This is a genomic window from Methylobacterium sp. E-016, assembly GCF_022829745.1.
Classification (GTDB): Bacteria; Pseudomonadota; Alphaproteobacteria; order Rhizobiales; family Beijerinckiaceae; genus Methylobacterium.
In genome coordinates this window covers 1-3703 of record NZ_JAKSYF010000100.1, presented here as the reverse complement: position 1 = coordinate 3703, position 3703 = coordinate 1, and the positions used below count along the sequence as shown (strand labels likewise).

Below are 3703 nucleotides of genomic sequence, written 5' to 3'. Positions count from 1 at the left end.
GCTCTCGCTGATCCTGCTGGATGCAGACTCCTTCAAGGGGTTCAATGACCGTTACGGGCATCAGAGAGGCGATGAAGCCTTGAAGCTCATCGCTCGGGCGATTGAAGCCGTCATCGGCCGTTCTGGTGATACCGGCTACCGCGTCGGCGGCGAGGAGTTCGCGGTCATCCTGCCGGACACGGACAAGGAGGGCGCCAGGATCGTGGCCAGCCGTATCCGGGAGGCTGTGGCCGGTTGGAAGCTGCCTCATGCCGGCAGCAATCACGCGGTGCTTACGGTGAGTTGCGGGTTGGCCCAGATCCCCGAGGCAGTTGCGATTGAACCCGCGGGGCTGTTTCGTGCTGCCGACGCCGCTCTCTACGAAGCAAAGAGATCGGGCCGCAACTGCGTTCGCGGTTCAGGTTCAGTAAGTCCTGATCTCCGCTTGGTCGTAGGCTGAAGCCAGCAGTTTCGCAGAACGTTCACTCCTCAGACGGGATTACCCGCCTCCAGCTCGTTCTTGATCCCCTGGAGAGCTTCGCGCTCGGCCCTGTACGCAGCAAGGGTCTGATCCGTCATATCGACCTCCTGCCCTCCAGGCTGCGCCTCACTTACCTTTCGGGTCTTGGCCTCCATCATCTCAACCGCTTGGTTGATGTCGGCGATGCGCTTCGTCGCGTAGGTGAGGAACGCTGCTTCAATGGCCATCTTGGTCTCTCATGCCGTGTCGAGAGCCATATAGGGCAGTAGGTCCCAACGGGGGCGAAGCCTCAGCGTGCTGAGACGTGCCGTGCCACCCACTCGCCCGCCGTCAGTTCCGGGCCGGTGACGCAGAGGACACCGTTCATGATAATGCCGAGGCCATCGTGACCCGTGTACCGTATTCGGCTACGTTCGTAGGGTGAATGCCTTGAAGGATCACGTGGGGCGTGCGTTTCTATGAAACGGGTTCGTGTCCAACACACGAAGCACCGAATGATCGGGGTTGGAATGACGAAGTGCTTTTGGACAGTGCTTGCAGTAGCTGCTTGCCTGAGCGCTCCCGCCGCGACCGCCCTTGATACTCCTCAGGACAGTGCGATTGCTGCTCTCACGGACAAGATCCGTCAAAGCCCTGGTAACGCGTACTACTACAACAATCGCGGGCTCGCCTACATGCAAAAAGGCGACTTTGATCATGCGATAGCTGATTTTAATCAGGCTATGCGGCTCTACCCTATGAAGTCGTCGGCCGCCTTCAACAACCGCGCCATGGCTTATGCTGGCAAGGGTCAATACGACCGAGCCCTAGCGGACTTCAAATCGTCAATCGGTCTCGACGCCAAGAACGCTTGGACCTTCAACAACCGTGGCTTGGTGTTGGGCAAAAAGGGTGATGCTCGCAAGGCGATTGCCGACTACAGCGAGGCTATCCGTCTAAGCCCCAGGTATGTCGTCGCTTACCAGAACCGGGCCTCGGCATTTTTGGGGGCCGGAGACCGTAAGCGTGCGCGTGCGGACCTGGAAGAAGCCGCTCGGCTACAGCCGTCCCTACAGAACGACGCTGCCTTCATAAAGGCACGACAAGAGGCGGAAGTCCCTTGAGATCAGGTAGGGGGCAGGGTGTTCTTGTATGTTGGCGCGTGACTGCCAACGCCTTTATGGATCATGCAGGAAGCGGGTTCCTGTGAACTCGAGCCGCGAGCGTTGGGCAGGGGAGATCCGGCGCGCCCGCATCTCATCCATCCTAAAATGGCTGTCCGTGGCCCTCGCCTGTGTTTGCCTAATGCTCGGGGTGATTTTGTTCGATGCCAAGGGGATCTATGCCGGCGCGGCCGTGTTCGCAGGCGTTATCTGGTTCGTAGCCGATCCTTACAGCCGCGCGGATCGCTTGGCGGCGCGGATTGAGGCTTGGCTTTCTGAGCCGCCTTCCCGGTGAAATAGGGATAGGCTTGATTGCGCGCAGACGCGTTTAAGGGGCACTTGGGGAGCGGGCTTTTGTACGAGGGCCGGGCGTTGTCAGATGAAACCCTGAATGGCCGACAGGTCGTCCACATGACGATGGATGGATCGGCGAGGTCCATTTTCTCTAATGCATGCGAGTATAGGGAGGCGGTTTAGCTTCTTATGGGAGCATATGACGGCCGGATCGTGAGTCGGATGTTAGGCCCACTTTATCACCTCTCGGGGGTATGTATTGAGCTTGCTCTTAAGGCTTACCTCTTGGAAAGCGGCATCGAAAAAAGAAAAGTTCAGGACCTTTGGCACAAGCTAGATCGGCTTCTTCAGGAAGCGATACGGCTGGGGCTTGTCCTTGATGATCGGTTCTGTAGGCAGATCGGCATTGCCTCCGAAACTGCTCAGAACGCTTTCTTTCGCTATGGGCTAGACCGCGGTACTCAAACCCCGCCCTACAGCGTGTCCATCCCGCACATGCCGACATTATGGGAAACTATTGAGGCTCTGATGTCCGCGGTAGCAGTGCGGTTAGATATTCCTTGGCCAGACCCAGCAGGGCGGTAGAACAAGCCCTTATCTGACTAGGCGCTCCCCTGCTGCGGTTCTGATGGCGCCGATACACGCTCTGGTCGGTTACTTCAGCGATGACGGTACGCCAGTACCTATGCCAACCCACCATGCGAGGCCGTTGCGGCTCTGTTTTCCAGATCCACGGCGAGAAAGCCATCGAGCGGATCGCGGGTGCGATTGGCCTTCAGGTAGGCGGCTCGCGCTGCTGCGGCGAGGCTGCCGTGCTGGGCGATGGCTTCGGCAGAAATCTCGGCGTCCAGAGCAAATGCCTCCGCTTCCGTGAGGGGCGGCAGGGAGTCGAGGGTCACAAGGTGATCCTCATGCGTCCTGCGCTTCGGGACGATAGCGCCTTCGACCTTCGCGAGACGGATTTCTAGGCTGCGGCTCATGAGTGCGCTCCGTGAAGAGTGGCGGGTTGCCCGGTCAGGACGATCGCGGGCCAGCCGTGGCGATGACGCCCGGCAGCGACGGCCTCAGCGAGTTGATGGGCCGCATCCTTGGCATCCCGCGCCATGATGACGGCAGCCTGCAGGGGCGTGCTCGGGGCATGCTTCGCTTCTAGGCGCTGCAGCCGGCGTTCCATGTCACGCAACATTGTTACGTCCCTCCTCGATGGCTGCAAGGCGCTTCTCGAAGTCGGTGGCCTTGATCGCCTCGACGTGCGCCATGACGAGTTTGCCGAACTCAGCGGCTTCGCCAGGGGTGATTTCGCCGTTGGCGACCGCTTCCAGCATCGCGCCCGTGGCTTTCGCCGCGTCGTCGGCCGTTTCTATCTTGGGGATCTGAAAGGACAGGATGCGGTCCTTCCGCGGCGGGCAGAGCCGGTCCATGCTGTGCTCGACACAGGCGCGCCGGCGCGCCGGGCGCAAAAGTTTCCCCGGGACGCCTCCTGCAGGATCACCTTGTCGAGGGTGAGATCCGCAATCGCCTTTCGAAACCGCTGGTACTCGGTCTCCAGGTCCTTCACCCGACGCATCTGATCCAACTTCAGGCATGACAACACGCACCGCCTCCGGAAGTATGTCACTGAGCTCAGGCCGAGCGGGCGGATTGCACTCAACCGCGTGCTCGATCGTGCGCATCAGCTCGGCCAGCCAGGCGACCTGGGTCTGGTCGAGCCTGGCATAGATGAGATCGAAGGAGAAACGCTCGAAATGCCGCGCCGCGACCGCGACGTCGGCCAGCGCCTCGTCGACCGTATGCAGGCGGCCGAGGC

Annotated in this window: 4 protein-coding genes and 2 pseudogenes; 2 read left to right on the top strand and 4 right to left on the bottom strand. The window is 60.4% G+C overall.

Annotated features, from left to right (window positions below; all coding sequences use genetic code 11):
* Positions 1 to 439 (top strand): GGDEF domain-containing protein (locus MKK68_RS12495; RefSeq protein WP_244030545.1); only part of this gene is annotated, 439 nt, incomplete at its 5' end.
* A gap of 29 nt (positions 440 to 468) precedes the next feature.
* Here MKK68_RS12495 and MKK68_RS12490 read toward each other — a convergent pair.
* Positions 469 to 687 (bottom strand): hypothetical protein, encoded by a 219-nt coding sequence (locus MKK68_RS12490; protein ID WP_244030544.1) that lies wholly within the window; start codon positions 685 to 687, stop codon positions 469 to 471.
* Positions 688 to 954: 267 nt separating this feature from the next.
* On the opposite strand from MKK68_RS12490, the gene MKK68_RS12485 reads away from it, so the two are divergent.
* Positions 955 to 1563 (top strand): tetratricopeptide repeat protein, encoded by a 609-nt coding sequence (locus tag MKK68_RS12485; RefSeq protein ID WP_244030543.1) that lies wholly within the window; start codon positions 955 to 957, stop codon positions 1561 to 1563.
* A gap of 1016 nt (positions 1564 to 2579) precedes the next feature.
* On the opposite strand, the gene MKK68_RS12480 is transcribed toward MKK68_RS12485, so the two are convergent.
* From MKK68_RS12480 to MKK68_RS12470, 3 genes and pseudogenes are all read right to left on the bottom strand, one after another.
* Complete coding sequence (locus tag MKK68_RS12480; protein ID WP_244030542.1) at positions 2580 to 2876, bottom strand: hypothetical protein; 297 nt, start codon at positions 2874 to 2876, stop codon at positions 2580 to 2582.
* A gap of 429 nt (positions 2877 to 3305) precedes the next feature.
* Positions 3306 to 3541, bottom strand: a pseudogene (locus tag MKK68_RS12475) (IS3 family transposase); the annotation flags it as partial.
* A gap of 1 nt (position 3542) precedes the next feature.
* Positions 3543 to 3703, bottom strand: a pseudogene (locus MKK68_RS12470) (coproporphyrinogen III oxidase); the annotation flags it as partial.

What these genes read in the sequence shown, in the direction of transcription:
- MKK68_RS12485 (WP_244030543.1), top strand. Translation starts at nt 955, where the DNA reads ATGATCGGGGTTGGAATGACGAAGTGCTTTTGGACAGTGCTTGCAGTA.
- MKK68_RS12490 (WP_244030544.1), bottom strand. Translation starts at nt 687, where the DNA reads ATGGCCATTGAAGCAGCGTTCCTCACCTACGCGACGAAGCGCATCGCC.
- MKK68_RS12480 (WP_244030542.1), bottom strand. Translation starts at nt 2,876, where the DNA reads ATGAGCCGCAGCCTAGAAATCCGTCTCGCGAAGGTCGAAGGCGCTATC.